Origin of the sequence: Myroides sp. LoEW2-1 (genome assembly GCF_009767705.1) — a bacterium.
GTDB classification, from domain to species: domain Bacteria; phylum Bacteroidota; class Bacteroidia; order Flavobacteriales; family Flavobacteriaceae; genus Flavobacterium; species Flavobacterium album_A.
The window spans coordinates 1-19,633 of record NZ_WSPP01000141.1; the positions used below are offsets into that span (position 1 = coordinate 1).

General features: G+C 33.6%; 18 protein-coding genes and 1 pseudogene. 9 read left to right on the forward strand and 10 right to left on the reverse strand.

Going from position 1 to position 19,633, the window contains the following annotated elements; genetic code table 11:
* Positions 1 to 93 precede the first annotated feature (93 nt).
* Both GOQ24_RS08890 and GOQ24_RS08895 read left to right on the forward strand, forming a co-directional pair.
* Positions 94 to 309 (forward strand): annotated as a pseudogene (locus GOQ24_RS08890) (GNAT family N-acetyltransferase); the annotation flags it as partial.
* 60 nt (positions 310 to 369) lie between these two features.
* Positions 370 to 1,101, forward strand: coding sequence for a YggS family pyridoxal phosphate-dependent enzyme (locus GOQ24_RS08895; RefSeq protein ID WP_160339512.1), 732 nt, complete (start codon positions 370 to 372; stop codon positions 1,099 to 1,101).
* 55 nt (positions 1,102 to 1,156) lie between these two features.
* On the opposite strand, the gene corA is transcribed toward GOQ24_RS08895, so the two are convergent.
* Entirely contained in the window at positions 1,157 to 2,242 is a 1,086-nt protein-coding gene (gene corA, locus GOQ24_RS08900) for a magnesium/cobalt transporter CorA (RefSeq protein ID WP_160339513.1), read from the reverse strand.
* Between the two features lie 77 nt (positions 2,243 to 2,319).
* Between corA and hutI the strand changes: the two genes are divergently transcribed.
* From hutI to GOQ24_RS08920, 4 genes are read left to right on the forward strand one after another with little or no spacing between them, the layout of a single operon-like run.
* Positions 2,320 to 3,576, forward strand: coding sequence for an imidazolonepropionase (gene hutI, locus GOQ24_RS08905; RefSeq protein WP_155091871.1), 1,257 nt, complete (start codon positions 2,320 to 2,322; stop codon positions 3,574 to 3,576).
* 11 nt (positions 3,577 to 3,587) lie between these two features.
* Complete coding sequence (locus GOQ24_RS08910) at positions 3,588 to 4,631, forward strand: formimidoylglutamase (RefSeq protein ID WP_155091872.1); 1,044 nt, start codon at positions 3,588 to 3,590, stop codon at positions 4,629 to 4,631.
* Positions 4,632 to 4,633: 2 nt separating this feature from the next.
* A complete protein-coding gene (locus GOQ24_RS08915; RefSeq protein WP_160339514.1) occupies positions 4,634 to 5,308 on the forward strand; it encodes a response regulator transcription factor in 675 nt (224 codons plus the stop codon).
* Between the two features lie 8 nt (positions 5,309 to 5,316).
* Entirely contained in the window at positions 5,317 to 6,666 is a 1,350-nt protein-coding gene (locus GOQ24_RS08920) for a sensor histidine kinase (RefSeq protein WP_160339515.1), read from the forward strand.
* A 152-nt stretch (positions 6,667 to 6,818) separates the two neighbouring features.
* Here the strand turns inward: GOQ24_RS08920 and aroC are convergent, their stop codons facing one another.
* The 4 genes from aroC to GOQ24_RS08940 form a co-directional block, all read right to left on the reverse strand.
* Positions 6,819 to 7,886, reverse strand: coding sequence for a chorismate synthase (gene aroC, locus GOQ24_RS08925; RefSeq protein WP_155091874.1), 1,068 nt, complete (start codon positions 7,884 to 7,886; stop codon positions 6,819 to 6,821).
* 152 nt (positions 7,887 to 8,038) lie between these two features.
* Complete coding sequence (locus GOQ24_RS08930) at positions 8,039 to 8,581, reverse strand: YqiA/YcfP family alpha/beta fold hydrolase (protein WP_155091875.1); 543 nt, start codon at positions 8,579 to 8,581, stop codon at positions 8,039 to 8,041.
* 155 nt (positions 8,582 to 8,736) lie between these two features.
* A complete protein-coding gene (locus tag GOQ24_RS08935) occupies positions 8,737 to 9,252 on the reverse strand; it encodes a hypothetical protein (RefSeq protein WP_155091876.1) in 516 nt (171 codons plus the stop codon).
* A 79-nt stretch (positions 9,253 to 9,331) separates the two neighbouring features.
* Complete coding sequence (locus GOQ24_RS08940; protein ID WP_155091877.1) at positions 9,332 to 10,210, reverse strand: helix-turn-helix domain-containing protein; 879 nt, start codon at positions 10,208 to 10,210, stop codon at positions 9,332 to 9,334.
* A 157-nt stretch (positions 10,211 to 10,367) separates the two neighbouring features.
* On the opposite strand from GOQ24_RS08940, the gene GOQ24_RS08945 reads away from it, so the two are divergent.
* The gene (locus GOQ24_RS08945) at positions 10,368 to 10,823 is read left to right on the forward strand and encodes a hypothetical protein (RefSeq protein WP_155091878.1); all 456 of its coding nucleotides are present in this window, start codon (positions 10,368 to 10,370) and stop codon (positions 10,821 to 10,823) included.
* A gap of 460 nt (positions 10,824 to 11,283) precedes the next feature.
* On the opposite strand, the gene mqo is transcribed toward GOQ24_RS08945, so the two are convergent.
* The 5 genes from mqo to GOQ24_RS08970 form a co-directional block, all read right to left on the reverse strand.
* Positions 11,284 to 12,783 (reverse strand): malate dehydrogenase (quinone), encoded by a 1,500-nt coding sequence (gene mqo, locus GOQ24_RS08950; protein ID WP_160339516.1) that lies wholly within the window; start codon positions 12,781 to 12,783, stop codon positions 11,284 to 11,286.
* A gap of 94 nt (positions 12,784 to 12,877) precedes the next feature.
* Positions 12,878 to 13,285, reverse strand: a complete 408-nt coding sequence (ruvX, locus tag GOQ24_RS08955) for a Holliday junction resolvase RuvX (RefSeq protein ID WP_155091880.1) — start codon at positions 13,283 to 13,285, stop codon at positions 12,878 to 12,880.
* A 14-nt stretch (positions 13,286 to 13,299) separates the two neighbouring features.
* Positions 13,300 to 14,472: an AIR synthase related protein gene (locus tag GOQ24_RS08960; protein ID WP_155091881.1), complete on the reverse strand. Its 1,173-nt coding sequence runs from the start codon at positions 14,470 to 14,472 to the stop codon at positions 13,300 to 13,302.
* Between the two features lie 157 nt (positions 14,473 to 14,629).
* Positions 14,630 to 15,757, reverse strand: coding sequence for a cysteine desulfurase family protein (locus GOQ24_RS08965; RefSeq protein ID WP_160339517.1), 1,128 nt, complete (start codon positions 15,755 to 15,757; stop codon positions 14,630 to 14,632).
* 142 nt (positions 15,758 to 15,899) lie between these two features.
* The gene (locus GOQ24_RS08970) at positions 15,900 to 17,648 is read right to left on the reverse strand and encodes an MFS transporter (RefSeq protein WP_155091883.1); all 1,749 of its coding nucleotides are present in this window, start codon (positions 17,646 to 17,648) and stop codon (positions 15,900 to 15,902) included.
* 129 nt (positions 17,649 to 17,777) lie between these two features.
* Between GOQ24_RS08970 and GOQ24_RS08975 the strand changes: the two genes are divergently transcribed.
* A complete protein-coding gene (locus GOQ24_RS08975) occupies positions 17,778 to 18,773 on the forward strand; it encodes a hypothetical protein (RefSeq protein ID WP_155091884.1) in 996 nt (331 codons plus the stop codon).
* Between the two features lie 376 nt (positions 18,774 to 19,149).
* Entirely contained in the window at positions 19,150 to 19,623 is a 474-nt protein-coding gene (gene rlmH, locus GOQ24_RS08980) for a 23S rRNA (pseudouridine(1915)-N(3))-methyltransferase RlmH (RefSeq protein WP_155091885.1), read from the forward strand.
* Positions 19,624 to 19,633 lie beyond the last annotated feature (10 nt).

Sequence of the window (19,633 nt, forward strand, 5' to 3'; positions counted from 1 at the left end):
ATTACAACAGGGGGTTCTGTTTTAAAAATCATCATATATATACTCGTATCCTACTAAAGTGGGAGGATATTCTATGTACTAAATTTATTTAGGACGCTATTGTTAAGTGATCTCTATGTACAACCCGAATATAGAGGAAAAGGGATTTCCATAGGATTAATAGATCGCAGTAAAGAATGGTGTATAGAAACAGGTGCTTGTGGTCTAATGCTGGAAACAGAAAAAACAAACCACATTGGGAATACGCTATACCCAAAATGTGGATTTTTACACGACGAGGGACACAATTACTACCATTGGTGGAGATAATCTCACAGTGATAGCGTATCTTTATTCTATTGCTACACACAATGTAAAAATCAAACTACCATGAAAGAAAATATTCTCAATAATTTAAAAGCCATATCGAATAGAATTCAACTTGCTTGTCTAAAATCAAATAGAGATCCCCGAGATGTTAAATTGTTATTAGCAACAAAAACTGTTCGCGCTGAAGACATTAAAATAGCTATTGAAGCAGGCTTCCCCTTAATTGGAGAAAACAAAGTTCAAGAAGTAAAAGAAAAGTTCGAAATCCTTTCGACAGTAGAGCATCAAAAGCATTTTATCGGTCACTTGCAAACAAATAAAATCAAGGATATCCTCAAATACGATGTTAACTGTATACAATCCTTAGACCGCATTGATTTGGCAGAAAAGCTACATCAACGTCTATCTAAAGAGAATAAAACAATAGATGTATTCATACAAGTGAATACTTCTAATGAAGAGAGTAAATTCGGTATTTCACCAGAAGATGCTGTCGAATTTACAAAGCAAGTAGCACAATTTGACACTTTGAAGATAAAGGGCTTAATGACAATTGGATTATTTAGTGCTGAGGATGAAAAAGTAAGGGTTTGTTTTAAACTTTTAAAGAAAATTCAAATGCAAATTAACGAACTCCATATTCCCGACGTAAAAGTCAACGAACTCTCAATGGGAATGAGCAACGACTTGGAAATAGCTATAGAGGAAGGAGCGACAATTATTCGCGTTGGAACTGCTATTTTTGGGCAGAGAATCTACCCAGATAGTTACTATTGGAATGAAAGTAAATAATGGTATAAATAAAAAGATGCAATAATTAAACACTATTGCATCTTTTTACTTTTAACTAAAACCACTTTCGCCATTTAATATACCCAATCATTAAGATGACGATAACAAGCATGGCTAACAAAGTAAAGTAATATCCATTTGGATCTTTGAGCTCTGGCATATTCTCAAAATTCATCCCATACACTCCTACAATAAAAGTTAGAGGAATAAATATAACAGAGACGATAGTCAAGACTTTCATGATTTCGTTCATTCGATTACTCTGCGAAGAAAAAAAGTAATTCGTGGCACTATCTAACTTATTCAAATTGTATTCAATCTGATCTAAGATTTCATTCGATTTATATTGTAAACGCTCAAAAAAGGCGATACTCGATCTGCTTATAATTGCTTTTCCAGAGCTTTTTTCATGCTGTGTTCTTAAATTATACAGAACCTCTCTCAAGGGAATTACTGCGCGCTTAATATCATTCAACTCTTGCGTATACTCCTCAATTCGTATGATTATCTCTTTCTGATATTGCACACGAGCTTCTACTAAAACCTTCTCTACATTGTCTTCAACCATATCAAGAGTAACCAAAAAGCTATCCATCAATGAATCCATTAACCCATATAGTAAATAGCCTGCATCTCTTTTTCTAACTTGACCAATTTTCAGTCGAATACGCTCGCGAATTAAATTAAAAAAATCTCCCTTTTTCTCTTGGAAAGACAAAAGGATATTTTCTTTTAGGATAAAACTTATCTGCTCGACATTAACATAAACATCATCTACAGTATAAGGCAAAATTGCTTTGACACTAAAAAACATCGTCTCATCAAGCTCCTCAACTCTTGTTCTACGCGCAAAGTTTAAAATTTCTGCCATGATATAATTTTCAATAGCAAAGAAACTACCCACTTCTTTTAACAAGTCAATATCGTGTAATCCATGTAAGTTAAACCACTTAATTGCATTGGGATTCGATTTTTTAAGCACCTCTTCAATTTCACTCAAGCTCAAGTCATTGTATTCTTCAAAACTATCCTCATCATATACGAATAACTGCATACTAATTGGTACTTCAGGAAAAGCACCAGAATATTCAAGAGAATTTGGTTGAAGTTTTCTTATTTTCTTATATTTAACTCGTCCCACAATATTAATTTTGTTTAAAAGGTTTATGATAATTAACTTCACGAACTATAAATAACTTCTTAGAGATACAATAGCAAATGAAACTATTAATCAAAAATATAAAAGAATTACTTCAAATCAGAGAACAACATGTAGATAAATTAGCAGGAGAGCAGATGAAAACACTTCCTAAGCTTGAGAATGCTTATCTTATTGTTAAAGATGAAGATATCATTGACTATGGTCCTATGGCAGATTTACCTCAAAATGTAGTCTTTGACCAAATCATAGATGCAACTGGTAAGACCGTTTTACCAAGTTGGGTGGATAGTCATACACACATAGTTTACGCTGGAAACAGAGAACTTGAGTTTGTAGACAGGATAAATGGCTTGAGTTATGAAGAAATTTTTAACAGAGGTGGCGGAATACTAAATTCTGCTAAAAAATTACAAGAAACTTCAGAAGAAGATTTGTATAACCAATCCAAAAAGCGATTAGAAGAAATTATTCAGTTAGGTACTGGTGCAGTTGAAATTAAATCAGGTTATGGATTAACACTTGAATCTGAGCTAAAAATGCTTAGAGTAATAAAAAAACTAAAAGAGAACTACCCTATTGAAATTAGAGCTACATTCTTAGGAGCTCATGCTTTTCCAGCTGAATACAAAGAGAACCACCAAGGATACATTGATTTAATGATTAACGAAATGATCCCAGCAATAGCAAAAGAAAAACTGGCTGATTTCATTGACGCTTTCTTAGAAACTGGTTATTTTTCACCGGAAGAAACTGAAAAAATTATTCAAGTGGGTAAAGAATATGGTATGGTAGCCAAAGTACACGTAAATCAATTTACTGCAATTGGAGGAATTAAAACCTGTGTAGAGAATAATGCATTATCTGTTGATCACTTGGAAATTGTAACGGATGAAGATATCGCTATTTTAAAAGATAGCAAAACAATGCCTGTCGCACTTCCGACCTGTTCATTCTTTATATCTATTCCTTATACCCCAGCACGTAAAATGATTGATGCAGGCCTACCACTGGCATTAGCTTCAGATTCCAATCCTGGGACGACTCCTTCCGGAAATATGAATTTCGTTGTTTCAACTGCTTGTATAAAAATGAAGATGACACCTGAAGAAGCTATTAATGCAGCTACAATTAATGGAGCGTATGCTATGGGAGTAGAAAGAGATTACGGAAGTATTACCAAGGGAAAAAAAGCAAGCTTAATAATCACCAAGCCACTAAATTCATTCTATGAATTGCCATATGCATTTGGTTCAAATCTAATTGATCAAGTGATCTTAAAAGGAAAAACGCAATTGTTTAAACAAAATAACTAAGACACAATTTTATGTCAAGTACAAAACTAAAACTTCTCTCTAAAAGCGAATTAATTTCACTTACTAATTTTAGAAATGGTGAAATTAAATTCGGTGAACGCGTTCGCTTATTAGAATCTCCAAGTTGTTGGGAAGAAGAGCTAAAAACGCATGAAAGCAAATACGTAGTTCTTGGAATCCCTGAAGATATTGGTGTCAAAGCAAATCTTGGTAGACCTGGTGCTGACTCAGCTTGGCAAACCTTCTTAAGTTCCTTTTTAAACATTCAACACAATCGCTTTTGTAAAGGGAGCTGGATTACTATTCTTGGTCATTTAAATTTTGAACAAGAACTAAAGGAAGCTGCATTATTAGATGCAAGTATTAAAGAGCAACGTAAACGATTATTTGAATTAGTACAAATAATCGACAAAGAAGTTTCACACATCATCAGCAAGATTGTAGCCGCAAATAAAATTCCTATTGTCATAGGTGGTGGTCACAATAATGCTTATGGCAATATAAAAGGTAGTGCCTTGGCAAAAGGAAAAGCTATCAACGCTATTAACTTTGACGCACATACAGACTTTAGACCGTTAGAAGGTAGACACAGTGGTAATGGTTTTTCTTATGCCTTTGAAGAAGGTTTTTTGAAAAACTATTTCATCTTTGGGTTACACGAAAACTATACCTCTAAATCTGTTTTCTCTGAGATCAAAGCACATGCAGAAAGAGTAAAGTACAACACTTTTGAACAAATAAGGATTCGAAAAGAGAAATCATTTGAAACTGAGTTAGTCACAGCACAAAAACACATTGAGTATGCTCCTTATGGAATAGAAATAGATTTAGATGCTATTCCTTTAGTGGCGAGTAGTGCTATATCTCCTGCTGGTTTCTCTTCAGAAAAATTGCGCCAGTTTATACACTTTTTTGGGAAGTCAAAAAATGTAACTTATTTACATATATGTGAAGGAGCTCCATCTTTAGATTTTCCTACAAACAACCATTTAGTTGGCAAATTAATAGCTTATTTAGTAACTGATTTTATTAAATCAAACTCAGAAAAAATATAATTGTGAATATATTATTAGTAGAAGATGACAGTAGAATAAGCGAGTTCATCATTAAGGGTTTGGAAGAAAATGGAATGCGCGTACAACTTGCCTCTACTGGAGAAAAAGCAAGAGAACTCATTATGCAAAATGATTGGGACTTAATATTAATGGATATTATGCTTCCTGGAATTGACGGTATACAATTGACAAAAATGATTCGCTTTAAGAAAAACTACACCCCTATACTAATATTAAGTGCTTTAAGTGATACTAATGATAAAATAGAAGCCCTCGACAATGGTGCAGATGACTACTTAACAAAGCCTTTTCACTTCAATGAGTTACTTTCTCGCATAAATGCATTAACGCGTAGAACAAAGTTTAACTACGAAAACAGAGAAGTATTTTTTATCTGTAGGGATATTAAACTTGAACCTGAGAAGCATTTGGTAACACAAAATGGGAAGCAAGTAGATCTTTCGCCAAGAGAGTATAAACTGCTATTATACCTTTTAGAAAACAAAGACAAAGTAGTTTCAAGAACCCAGATCCTCGAGCGTGTTTGGGGCATTCAATATGACACCAATACAAATGTTGTCGATGTTTACATTTCTTATCTCCGAAGTAAATTGGATGAATCCAAAGGTAAACTCATACACACCATTAAAGGAACAGGATATATGTTACAAGACTAAATTAGGTTATGAAACTTCGCAAGCGCTTAACCCTTTATAGTACATTTACATTTGGAATAGTGTTTTTCATTACTTCCTTAGTCATTTTTATCGCCTTTTACCAAAAGACGATGTACTCTACAATTTCCCAATTAAAAAACACAACCCTACTCTCTGGTATTTATTACCTTGAGCAAGATGAACTTCCTTCTTATGAACACTCAGCTATAAAAGAAGAGTTTAGAGCGACAATACAAAGTGTAAATGTTGCAATATTCAACAACAAGAATAAAGTCGAGTACGGGCACTTATTGGGGGACGAAAATATAACATCCGCTATATTGGAACTTGTTCGAAATAATAAAGAATACTACTTCACTACAAAAGACTATTTCTATCACGGTATCTTTTACCCTGATAATCAAGGAGATTTTGTCGTCTTTATAAAAGAATCAAAAGAAGATTTTAACGAACAGCTAAGCAGCTTGGTACTTATCCTTCTCAGTGTCTTCACTTTGGGGATTATCAGCATTTACTTTTTAAGCAAATACCTATCAAATGTCGCTTATAAACCTTTCAAAAAGGTTATAGATCAAGTTAATTCAATAAACTACAATAACTTTCAAGAAGGTATTGAAGTTCCTGACACAAAGGATGAATTAGCAGAATTAATCACAACTTATAACAAACTATTACACAGACTTTCAGAAGGTATTATCATACAAAAGAACTTTATAAACTATGCCTCTCATGAATTTAAAACGCCACTAACTGCCATAAGTGGTAATCTTGAAGTATTTGCCCAAAAAGACAGAACACCTGAAGAATACAAAAAAGTGGCAAATGACGCTTTAGAAAATGTCTATCGTATTGAAAGCATATTGAGTAATCTACTCCTATTGTCAGGACTAAACAATAAAGAGAATACAAAAGAAGAAATTAGAATTGACGAAGTTGTCTGGGATATTTTTGATGCACTTCAACCAAAAGTGAACAAGCTAAACACACAACTCAACTTACAGTTTGAAGTTAAAGATTTCAATATTCTAAAGATATACGGAAACCATACCTTAATACACTTAGCACTTTACAATATCATCGAAAACGCCGTTAAGTATTCGCAGAAAAAACCTATCGACATCTCCCTACTTACAGATAACAATCGATTAAAACTCATTGTTAAAGACTATGGGAGAGGCATCGAACAAGATGACCTTCCTCTTGTTAGACAAACGTTTTACAGAGGCAAAAATGTAGGCGATATTAAAGGGCATGGTATAGGTCTATCTCTGGCATTGCGCATTTTCGAACAGCACAATATAGAAGTTGACATACAATCAAAAGCAGGTGAAGGTACTTGTATAACCCTCTTATTCTAAAAACAAACGCAGTTAATCTATACATCATTTAAAAAAGTATAGACTACAACTCCACTAAAGAATCACAAAATAAAAAAGTCTACTAATATTCCACACAAAGTAAGAACACTAATAAACTTTTCATATATCGTAGATGTAAACAAACTAATGTTTTACATTTTCAGTTTACCATATTGCTCAATATACATATCTAACATAACAATAGCTGCCATTGCTTCAACAATCGGAACAGCTCTTGGCAATACGCAAGCATCATGCCTACCTTTCCCTTGGACTGTCACAACTTCATTTTGTGTATTAATAGATAATTGATCTTTCATTAAAGTTGCAGTAGGTTTAAACGCTACTCTAAAATAGATGTCCATTCCATTGCTAATACCTCCAACTATTCCTCCTGCATTATTTGTCTTTGTAAGCCCATTAGGAAGTATTTCATCATTGTGTTCGCTCCCCTTCATCCTAGTAGCCTCAAATCCTAATCCGAACTCTACTCCTTTTACCGCATTAATGCCAATCATTGCTTTGGCTAACTCTGCATCCAATCGATCAAATACAGGCTCCCCAAGTCCTACTGGTACCCCTTGAATCACACAAGTAATAGTTCCTCCTATCGAATCCCCGTCTTTCTTTACTTCTTTGATAAGCTGCTCCATTTGTTTAGCAATCAAAGGATCTGCACAACGTACTGGATTATTCTCAATTTCATTAAAATCTAATTCAGTATATGGCGCAGTAACCTTAATCTCCCCAACAGAAGAAACAAAGGCTGTAATACTTAATTTGCCAAGTACCTGTTTAGCGATCGCACCAGCGACAACACGACAAGCTGTTTCTCTCGCAGAACTTCTTCCTCCACCTCTGTGATCTCTATGTCCATACTTCTTATCATAAACATAGTCTGCATGGCTTGGACGATATATATCCTTAATGTGATCGTAATCCTTTGACTTAGAATTTGTATTTTCAATTATAAAACCAATTGGAGTTCCTGTGGTTTTCCCTTCGAAAATTCCAGACAAAAAACGTACTTCATCTGCTTCCTTTCTTTGTGTCACAATCTTTGATTGCCCTGGTTTTCGACGATCAAGTTCGCGTTGAACTGCCACCAAGTCTAATTCAATTCCAGCTGGGCAACCGTCAATCACTCCTCCTATTGCATCTCCGTGAGACTCGCCAAAAGTTGTAACTCGAAAACGATTACCAAAAGTATTACCTGCCATAATATTCTGTATTTCCTACAAGTTTACTATTTTTTTAAGACTTCTTCAGTATACATGTCTAAAAATAGTAAGCTATAAATAATTCCCTATAAAAAAGGGAACAAGTCAAACACCTCATTCCCTTTTACTTATTCTTTTTTTAAGTGTTTTACTTAAAAATACTCGTACTTTAATTTTCGCTGTACATAATGATTAATATATCCTAAATAGTCTCTAAACTTCGGCAATCTATGAGAGTCCTCTACAAATAGAATTTCACTATTGTAAGTAATCTTATCCTGTAAATCAACAAAGTCTAATACTTCATCTTGTTTTCCCACAATAATAAAAGCATCTTCAGGATTATTAATTTTTAGAATACTCTCTCTGAGATTATCGCTAAATATCAATTTACTATTGAGTCTTGAATCTAAATCTAACAAAGGACTTAGCATAATTAATATAGACTTCAATCCCTTTTCCTTCCTCTTTTCTCTCAGTTGATAAGCTAAATTAGCTCCAGTCGAATCCCCTATTAAAATTACCTGCTCTTGTTCAGATAACTCTGCATCAACAACATTTAAAATACTCTTAATATCTGATTCTGGATTCCATTCGACACAAAAACTAGAGGAGTTTTTAAAAAGTCTTTTACAATCTTCATATTTACGAGAAGTTTTATCCGAACCATACCCATGGAAATAAATCATTATCATAGCTAACTTATTTTTTACTTAATTATATGTTTAATTTACAATTATTTTTCAAATAAACATATAGCTTACTGCAAGTACCTTCACTAATTATCATTCAAAAAACAAATAAAAATAACACTTAATAAAACTATTCAATGCTATTAGTAGACTAAATACTATTGCTCTTTCTTAGCGTTAGTATCACCATGCTCTAATCTTGTATCTTTTTCTTCTTCTTGATGATGATCTGTCACATCTTCATAACTATCAAATCCGCCATTTTTTCTTTTCTCATACATGTTTTTCACATGATTAACCACTTCCTCACTCTCTTTCTTAACGTCTTCTCTTACATTCTTAAAGCCCTCTTTAAACTCCTCCCATGTACTAAATCCTTCCTCTTTCGCTTTTTCATATACTACTTTCGCTTTCACTTTAGCCTCACTGTATTCCCCTTTAAATTCAGACCAAGCTTGAGCACCTTCTTCTTTAGCTTTACTATAAATTTCAGAAGCCTCTCCTTTAGCAGTATCAATGCCCTCTTTCAAGAATTGTTCTATCTTATCAGCATTATTTCCTAATTCTTTTAGGCCTTTTGAAAGATCTCCAGCTACCTCTTTAGCCATATCAAACAAATCATCCAATATATTTGCTCTATCCTTTCCTTCTTTGTTATCAAACTTATTTTCCATAGTTATATCTTTTTTGTTAGTATAAAAATACCTCTTTTTAGAATTAAACAATTGCTATTTAGCTTTATTTTAAGTAAAACTACGATGATAATCGATACTCATTGGGTGTCTTCTGAGCATATCGCTTGAAGAAACGACAAAATACAGATGCATCACTAAACTGCAACTCTTGGCTTATTTCATTAATAGTCATTGTTGTACTTTTTAATAAAAACTTGGCATATATAATCACTGCTTCATTAATCCAAGCCAATATCGATTTACCTGTGCGCTCGCGAATCACAGTAGTCAAATACTTTGGCGTTAAATACAGTTTATCTGCATAAAAAGAAACCGCTCGTTCTTTTTTGTAGTTCTGGGATAGCAACACATAAAAATCATCTACAATCTTGTCTTTACGATCTTTAAATTTTCGAGAAGATTCTGGTAGAGTTCTATATACTTTCGAGATTGAACTTATTAAGGCAAATATCAAATGCCTCAAAACCTCCTCTTTATCTGTTATCAATGCCTCATAATAATATCGTTGTAAAAAGCTCATATAATCCATCATTAAAGAATACTGCAAGTCACTTAGCTTGACAATCGGATTATTGCGAACAAATTCATTCGATATAAAATCACGTAGAATTGGATAGGAGACAATAAAATCTAATGAAATAACAATGGTAATCGTACGAAAATCGGGACTTATCAATTCAGATTCTATCAAGGTATGCGGAAGGAGAATCATTAAATCTCCTTTTTCTCCAAAATACTCTGAATGATTGACTTTTATTCTATTACTTCCATCAAAACACATTCCTATCATCAATCCATCAAATAAATGTTGATTTCCAGAAAAATGCTTTCTCAACTGATTCATATCATTAGTAATAAAAACCCCTTCTACCCTTTGGTGATCATAAAGGTTAAACATTGACTGAATAGCCTGTACAGTTAACTTATCGCGTTTCATTAAGTAATATTTAAGACAAAACAAACATATTGCACATAATTGAAGCTTAAAGGTACATATTAAATATAAATTCTAAAACTATCTTTGATGTATTAAAACAAAGATATAATGGGGATTATAAATATCCCCTTTAAACGTATCTTTAAATTGTGCAAAAATGAAAAAAGAAGATTTTGTCTATTCAAATAAATTATACACTCTATATAAAGAGCGTAGTCTTAATAATGAAAATAGCCAAGGTATCCTATATCCGTTTTATTTTTCCGATAAGCTAATTTCGGATAAGAAAGATTTTGGAACAAGTTTTTGCATATACTCGATTTACGAAAACAAAAAGCTCTTAGGACAGATTACTACAAATCAGATCACATTAAATTCAAGTAAGCCAAATAACAAACTTCCAATAATGTACCTTGTCATTAACAACGAGGAGAAATTAATGTGTACAGATTTAATCACAAAGCTTATTGAAAGAATTAAACTTGATTTCGCACATATCAAATACTTCTATTGCTTTAATCATAAAGTAACAAATTTGCATAAAGATTGGAGTTCCACTCCCAGCAGAAGATATAAAAACAACAAAATCAACCTCATAGCGAACAATTGGTAAAATATTTCCAAATATATATACTCTTTTAAAAGAACTTGTTCACTTTCTTTTAGAAGCAAAAGCAGTTAATTAATTAACTGCTTTTTTTTCTTCAAAGTTACAGTTGCTAACTAAGCAAGAGTAACTATACTACATAGCTCTGGGTGGGAGATAAAAGCATCCTACAGCATGGGGAATAGAGTAAATGAAGCAGTGATAAAGTAGAATCTATGTCATCTGTTTTAATTAATCCCAAATTAGGCGATAGAGATATAAACGAAAAGTAATTATACAAAATAGCTCTGAATGATTAAGTGAAGCATACGATAGTATGGTTTTAGAACTAATGAAAAGATATGAACTAGAATTGCTTTGTCGTATTTGGCTAATGCGTAATCCGGGTTAATAGCGATCTGGAAGTTATACCCATAAAAAAAGCCCTTGTTATCACAAGGGCTTCTATATAGCTATTGAAAATAGATTACTTATTATGAGGATATACCTTTAAAGCTTTTGAACAGTTTTCTCTTACCTGAGCCACTAATTCTGGATGTTCATTCAAACTCATTCCAAAAGAAGGAATCATTTCTTTGAACTTAGCTTGCCATTCTGGAGATTCAAATTCATCTTTGAAGCACTTAGAAAGAAGTTTTACCATAATAGAAGTTGCTGTTGAAGCACCTGGAGAAGCACCTAATAATGCTGCTATACTACCATCACCTGCTGCGACAACTTCAGTACCAAACTGCAAGATACCTCTACCTTTAGCATCTTTTTTAATTACTTGTACACGTTGACCTGCTTGTTCCAATGTCCAGTCTTCATCTTTCGCATCAGGAAAGTATTCTCTAAGAGATTCATGTCTTGATTTATTAGATTGTAATACTTCACCAATTAAATAGCGAGTCAAATCCATATTTCTCAATCCAGCTCCTAACATAGGACCTATATTATTAAACTCTAAAGATTTTAGCAAGTCCCAATAAGAACCTTTTTTCAGGAACTTAGTTGAAAAACCAGCATAAGGACCAAACAGCAAGCACTGCTTACCATCAATAAAACGAGTATCTAAGTGTGGTACAGACATTGGTGGCGCACCTACTGAAGCTAATCCATATACTTTAGCTAAGTGTTTTTGAACAATCTCTTGATTGCGACATACCAACCATTCTCCTCCAACAGGGAAACCTCCAAAACCTTTACTTTCTGGAATATCTGCTTTTTGAAGTAATAAAATAGCTCCACCTCCAGCACCTACAAATACAAAATCTGCCGAAACTTCACTCTTACTTCCTGTTTTTCTATCTACTGAAGATACTTGCCACTTTTTACCATTTCTTGTAATATCCTTTACATGAGTATTAAAAGTCACATTTACTCCATCTGTTTCTTCCAAATGTTGAAACATTTGGCGTGTCAAATCACCAAAATTCATATCTGTTCCAAGAGGCATATAAGTAGCAGCATAATTCTCTTTAAGCTCTCTCTTTTCCATTAATAATGGAGCCCATTCCTTGATTTTTTCAGGATTATCTGAAAACTCCATACCGTGGAACAATGGATACTTTTGTAATTCTTCGTAACGTTTTCTCAAGAAATTTACATTATTTTTTCCCCAAACAAAACTCATATGAGGTACAGTATGGATAAAACTCTGTGGATTCTTTAAAACATTTTTATTTAATAGGTATGTCCAAAATTGTCGAGAAACTTCAAACTGCTCAACAATATTGATAGCCTTTGTAGCGTCGATGGTACCATCTGCTCTTTCAGGCGTATAATTTAATTCACAAAACGCAGAGTGTCCTGTTCCAGCATTATTCATTGCATCGGAACTTTCGGCAGCTGTACTGTCGAGACGCTCAATAACCTCTATTTTTAAATTTGGTTTCAGCTCTTTTAATAGGACACCTAGAGTAGCACTCATAATTCCAGCACCTATCAAAACAACATCAGCCTCTGATTTTTGTATACTTGACATTATTATTAATTTAATTTTCTCTACAAAATTACTTCATATTTAGACTAAGAAAGGGTAAAATTTTCTTAAATTATTATAAATCAATTCACTCAAATTATTGATTCATATAATCTTGAAGAATGATTGTGGCAGCAATCTCATCAATCAAGGCTTTGTTTTGCCTTTGTTTTTTCTTAAGACCGCTATCAATCATCGTTTGAAAAGCTATTTTTGAAGTAAAACGCTCATCTATTCTTTCAACAGGCATATTGGGAAACTGCTTGTGAAACTTATCTATAAATTCATTCAATAGTGGGGTTATCTCCGAAGGTTCGTTATTTAAGCGTTTAGGTTCGCCTATAATGACTTTTTCAACTTTCTCCTTGCTGAAGTAATCTTTTAAAAAGTCCATTAATTTACTAGTATCCACTGTTGTTAAACCAGATGCTATAATTTGAAAGTCATCTGTGACAGCAATTCCAGTACGTTTTTTTCCGAAATCAATCGAAAGTAACCTTGCCATTTGTATTTGTATTTTTAATAAATGAATGTTCCGTGTTCCGAGCTAATAGTTAATTGCTTCTTATCAGAAGCTTCAACACGCCCTATAATTTTTGCTTTCACATTAAATGATTCTGAAATGGCTATAATATCATTAGCCACTTCTTGACTTACATACAATTCCATTCTATGCCCACAGTTAAACACTTGATACATTTCGCGCCAATCTGTCTTAGATTGTTCTTGTATAAGTTTAAATAAAGGTGGTACATCAAATAGATTATCTTTTACAATATGTAAATTATCAATAAAATGTAAAATCTTAGTTTGCGCTCCTCCACTACAGTGCACCATACCGTGAATTTGTTCGGCATTGTACTTATTCAAAATAGCTTTGATAATTGGAGCATATGTACGAGTTGGAGATAACACTAACTTACCAGCATCAATTGGCGAATTTTCAACTGCATCCGTTAAATTTACTTTTCCTGAATACACTAATTCTTCAGGCACAGAAGAGTCATAGCTTTCCGGATACTTAGCAGCCAAAGAATGATCAAATACATCATGTCTTGCCGAAGTTAACCCATTACTTCCCATTCCTCCATTATACTGCTTCTCATAGGTTGCTTGACCAAATGATTCTAAACCTACAATAACATCTCCAGCTTTTATATTTGCATTATCTATTACATCACTGCGTTTCATACGCGCAGTCACTGTAGAATCAACGATAATAGTGCGAACTAAATCACCCACATCAGCAGTTTCTCCCCCTGTAGAGTATATAGTAACACCATATTGCTTTAATTCGTTAATTAGCTCCTCCGTTCCATTAATAATAGCAGAAATCACTTCTCCTGATACAAGGTTCTTATTGCGTCCTATCGTACTTGACAACAAAATATTATCTGTTGCACCAACACACAATAGATCATCAATATTCATAATTAATGCATCTTGTGCGATCCCTTTCCAAACAGACAAATCTCCTGTTTCTTTCCAATACATATACGCTAATGAAGATTTTGTTCCAGCTCCATCCGCATGCATTATTAAGCAATAATCACTATCACCCGTTAAGTGATCTGGTATAATCTTACAAAACGCTTTTGGAAATAATCCTTTATCAATGTTCTTTATAGCATTGTGAACATCTTCCTTTTCTGCAGACACTCCCCTTAAAGCGTATCTATTATTTGAACTCATATTTAGTGTGTTGTTGTTTGCGCGCAAATTTAATGCTAATGTTTTTGTAAAACAATGTTATTTTACTCCAAAACACACATTTCTTTTTTTAGGCTCTTTATTTAACAAAAAAAATCCACTATGGTTTATAGTAGATTTTTTTATTTGTTTACTCGACTTAGATTACTTGAAGAACCTCAATCAAAGTATCTATTTCTTCTTTTGTATTTTCATGGCTAAAAGACAATCTTAAACTTGGGCGTTTTAAATCTTCTTCACATAAAAACTGAGACAATACATGTGATGGTTTTTGACTTCCAGATTGGCAAGCACTACCTCTTGACACAGCTATTCCCTTCATATCCAATTGAAACAACATCATAGCTGCTTTCTCTTGCGACAAAGGCAGTAACACGTTCAATATATTGTAAAAACCGACATTATTTCCGTTGAACTTCACATCTGGATACACTTCACTCAAGCGTTCTTTACAATACTCTTTTATCTCACTGATGTGCTTTCTTTCCTCATCTAACAACTCATAAGCCATTTCTAATGCTTTTGCCATCCCAACTACTTGGTGAACACCTTCTGTACCCGCACGCATTCCCTTTTCTTGCTCTCCTCCAAAAATAACGGGTTTCAAAACATTCTTTTTTCTAATAAAAGCAAAACCAATTCCCTTAGGCCCATGAAATTTATGAGCACTTGCCACAATAAAGTCGATAGGCAACTCCTCTAAGTTAATTCGAGTTTTACCAATTGACTGTACTGTATCACAGTGAAACAAAGCCTTGTGTTCAACACATAACGCAGAAACTCTCTTCAAGTCAAGTTCTGTTCCAACTTCATTATTCACGTGCATTAAAGTAACAAGTGTTGGTTGACTTTCATCCTTAAGCAAATCTTCTAACTGATTATAATCTATTTCACTTGTTGGCAATATATTTAAAAACACCACTTCTACACCATACTCTGCACTTAATTGTTTTACCGTATTTAAAACTGCATGGTGTTCTAATTTAGTCGTTATAACTCGCTTAACTCCTAAATCACGCACACATGAACGCAAAATCCAATTGTTTGCTTCTGTACCACATGATGTAAAAATAATTTCTGAAGATGTCGCATTAAACTGTTTTGCGATTACTTTTCGAGCATTCTCTATTAATGATTTTGCATGTCTTCCGATTGCATAAGTAGAAGAAGGATTACCATAATCATTTCTCAACACTTTCACCATTTCTTCGATTACCTCTGGGCGAACGGATGTTGTAGCAGCATTATCAAGATATACTTGTTTCATTATTAGTTGGTTTATTATTTTTCCTAAGTTAGGAAGTATTATATTATTGATTATTTTTTTTCGCGATACGCAAATGTAGTAAATCTCAAAAAAATAGTCCGCTCTATTTTCAAAATTTAAAACTTTGATTCGTCTATATTTACTATTCTATTCTGTCTATTTCTATATTTTGCTCTTTTAAAACTCTTTTGGCGATTAAACCGAAAGCCAAAAGGTAAACAAAACACATCACACATACGATGTATGACTGGTGAATGCCAATTATATCTGCTACTTTGCCTTGAATTGGCGGTATAATTCCCCCACCTAAAATCATCATGATTAAAAAAGACGAACCTTGAGCTGTATACTTGCCAAGTCCCATAATCGAAATATTAAAAATGGCTGGCCATAACACACTGCACGCCAAACCTCCTGCTAAAAATGCATATACAGCTATCATTCCACTGGAGAAAAGTCCAACAATCATCGAAACCAATCCAAACAAACTAAACAATATCATTGTTCGCGCAGATTTATTCTTACTCCAAAACGAGAACAAAACCTGAATAGCAACACAAATACTGTAATAGTATAAATGCTCTATTTCATTTCCAGCCATTTTATTAGCTAACAACACTACGCCATAAGCGACAAAGGGAACCACAATCAAAGCGAATAACCTCTTGCTCTTATCTAAGTTAAAAACGCTCACAGCTCCTGCCCAACGACCGATCATCAAGCTTCCCCAATACATAGATAGATAAGGTGCTATTTCAGAAGATTGGAGAGAACCAAATTCTTCAAGTTTAAGCAATTCGCCCAAATTACTACCAATTCCTACTTCTACTCCTACATATGCAAAAATACCTAACATTCCCAGCAATAGCTGCGGATATTGCATTGCTCCCCATCCCTCTTTACTTTTTCTACTTTTAAAATAAGCCAATAAAACACTTCCGGAGATCACTAACAATACGCCAGATAATAGCATAATACGCTTATTCTCTATAGGTTCTTTGAGTTCGACAATTTGATTGTGCAATCTATCCAACTGCTCACTTACTGCTTCTACAGATAGCTGTTCACTCTCCGCCTTGGACGCTATCTCTTTATACTCCAACTCTAAACTTTCAACTTTCAAAAAATCTTCGCTATTATAAGAACTAAACACCGGAATAAACAACGCTATTAATAAAGCAGTCATTACCAGTAATAATCGAATAGCTTTCTTTGCTGGCTCAATCTTCTCATTGCTTATTCCCTCGGGAATTTTCTTAGAAAAGTAAAACATTGCAGCAGCGAGTAAGAATAAACCACCTACAGCGGCATATAAAAACACCATCTTATCCAAACTCAAATGTTGAATTTGATCATCTGTCAAGCTCTTAGTTGTCCCAAACAGCGCATACGCCATTAAAAGTGGACCTATAGTCGTCCCCAATGAATTAATACCACCTCCTAAACTCACTCTACTTGTACCTGTTTTGGGATCACCTAAAGCAATAGCCAAAGGATTTGCTGCAATCTGCTGTAGGGAAAAACCCAATGCCACAACAAAAAGTCCTACTAACAAAGCAACATATACACTTACCTCAACAGCCCAAATCATCGCCGCAGCCCCTATGGTTGAGAATAAAAGTCCATATACAATAGATCGCTTAAACCCCCAACTACTTACAACATCTTTCTGTCTATAAGAGCTGATTAAAAACAATATTAAAGCCCCAAGATAATAAGCTGTATAAAATGAGAAATCAATCAATTGAGATTGAAACTGATCTAAGTGAAAAAAGGCTTTACAAAAGGGTATAAAAATGCTATTACCCGCTGCAAAAAATCCCCAAAAGAAAAAAACTGTAACTAAAGTGTACAGCGCAGGATAATTTGTTTTGATAGAAGATGAGCTCATAAGGCACAATGTATTTACATTAAATTTAACATTTTCAAAGATAACTAAATATGCTATTAAACACTTAAAAATGATGTTATATACAAAGAAAAAACTATTTTTGCTCTTTATGATTCATTAGACCATATTATGAAAAAAATTATTTGTGCACTAAGCTTAATATCTCTAACATTTTTAAGCTCTTGCGATGATGGAGATGTTGTATACAAGGACATAGACTTCAGCAAAAACACCACTGTAAGTAAATGTACTAATATTGGTGCCGAAAAAATATATTACAAGATTCAAGAAACTGAAGCGCTGATTATGATTCTTGACACGAATACTATTATGTCAGATCCAGGACAGAGATTAGTCGATGTAAATATTGATGGTACTTCTACTTCATTAGAATACAGAAAATACAGTGCTAAACTTGACCAATCTAACATTTGCAATATCCCTGCTCCCGCATTTCCAAATGTCACGCAGAGTATTCCGACTTCACCAGGAGGTACAGTTAGAATTGAGCGCATGATTCACGTCAAAAACAACGAATCGAGTACAAGCAATACGACTACACTTACCTATCAGTATTCCTTTACGCTTTTGAACATTAACTTTGTAGATGCAAACACGAATATCAAGTATGATAAAATGTATTTTGGAACGAATACCTATGAAAATAGAACTCTTTCTTTCAATTTCAACAACAGTGATAATTCGCTGAAGAACATCAATACATGTAATGATCAATATATTGGTTTATCAGATAGAGAAGCTATTATTTTAGACCTTAAACCGGAAGATTTCCCTACTGACGAAACAGTTAAAACCATTGACTTAAACGAAAATAGAAAAGTAAGTTTTAAACATTACAAAAGAGCTGGTATCAATATTGATCAAGTATGTAAATACAAAGGAGATATACCAGGATCAAGTGAGGCCAATACCAATACATTATTGGAACTATGGGTTGCAAGGAACGGTAAAATACAAATTGAATCACGCTGGACAAACCCTGTTGAAGGAGAAAGAAAACTCGTACACAAAGTATCTGTTGTCGATATCCTTTTACAAAAAGACCAATACGAAGACATACAAGTGATGAAAAGCTTTGATGTTGGACAAGTTGAAGAACAATAATTTATCCGATAAGACTATACTTTTTTCAAATAACATTGCATAGTGAAGAGATAGTACATCGATAACGGTCAAATATTAAAAATCTGTTTTGGAGTCATCCCAAACAGATTTTTTTATTTCCTCATCTTACTTGTATTCCCTTTACTTAATTACACTTTAAAGTAAATTCACTTTGTTATTCGATCCATGCAAAGTAGCACAGAGCAATAAAACCAAAAGACAAGCAGTAACTTATTTAAAAACAACACCTTATTTCTAAAAAAGGTAAATACTGGAAATAGTCAGTAAGTTTTCTGTCTAAAAACGGAGTACATACTTTCTCAAAATCAATTCTGATTTTAGAAAATAAAAAATTACTTTTGCAAAAAAACAAAACATGAACATCAAGCTAATCGCTATAGGAAAGACAGATAGTAAACCTCTACAAATATTGATTGACGAATATACCAAAAGACTGTCTTTTTATATCAAGTTTGATTTAGAAATTATCCCTGACATTAAGAATGTAAAAAACTTATCTGAAGCCCAACAAAAACAAAAAGAAGGTGAGTTGATTTTATCTAAGATATCTCCTACAGATTACTTAGTATTATTGGACGAGAATGGAAAGGAATTTTCCAGTATGGGATTCTCTGAGGAATTGCAAAAAAGAATGAATACAGGAATCAAAACTTTAGTTTTTGTCATAGGAGGGCCTTATGGGTTTTCAGAAAGCGTATACGCAAGTGCAAAGGGAAAAATCTCCCTCTCGCGTATGACTTTTTCACATCAAATGATTCGCTTATTTATCATTGAGCAAATTTATCGAGGTTTTACGATTTTGAAAAATGAACCTTATCACCATCAGTAAGCTTACTATT